The following is a 789-nucleotide window of genomic DNA, read 5'->3' on the forward strand; positions in this document are numbered from 1 at the left end:
GAGGCCTGGGATTCCTTGGCTACCTTGGAATTAGCTCTGAGTATATCTACGGTGAATTTGGCGCAACAAACGCTAATATCATGGTGGGTGTCTTATCTGCTTTAATTGACAATATCCCGGTGATGTACGCCATTCTAACAATGAACCCTGACATGCCACACGTACAGTGGCTATTGGTCACACTGACCGCCGGTGTTGGCGGCAGCCTGTTATCAATCGGTTCGGCCGCAGGTGTCGCTCTAATGGGCCAGGCTCGGGGAANGTATACCTTCTTCAGCCATTTAAGATGGACGCCAGTCATCGCGCTCGGCTACGCTGCCAGCATCTGGGTACACCTATTAATCAACAGCTAATGCTATAAGAATTTTTTATAGACTTGCTAATGCCACCACTCTACACCTATAAAACTCCCCCCTTCAATAAACTGACATACATCAAACTCCAGAGTACACCTGTAAGTTTATATTGACAAACAACACCCCCTTCTATAACGTCTATATCTAAGAGTACAACTGTTCTCCTAAATTACTACCACTCTCGAGGAAAATTATGGACACACTCAGCCAGAAACGACCATTCAATGATGTTGCGTCTTTAAAGCAACTGCCTCGGAAAGTAGCAGATCTTTTCAAGAGCACTGCTGGACTAAACAAACCAGCGAGCGAAGTTATTGATGAACGCTCCCCTACCATTAATGCACGCATTAGCCGGATAGTCAAAGAGACACACGATACCAAAAGTTATTACTTCAAAACTAAACAGTCTTTAAATCATCACAGCGCTGGCTCT

General features: G+C 44.9%; 2 protein-coding genes. Both read left to right on the top strand.

The window, feature by feature from the left end; translation table 11 throughout:
* Positions 1–353 (top strand): sodium:proton antiporter NhaD (nhaD, locus tag A3756_RS21490; protein WP_197481449.1); only part of this gene is annotated, 353 nt, incomplete at its 5' end.
* 196 nt (positions 354–549) lie between these two features.
* Positions 550–789, top strand: a 240-nt coding sequence (locus A3756_RS21495) for a hypothetical protein (RefSeq protein ID WP_156490669.1), incomplete at its 3' end; no start/stop codon positions are given.

It is taken from the genome of Oleiphilus sp. HI0086 (assembly GCF_001635225.1).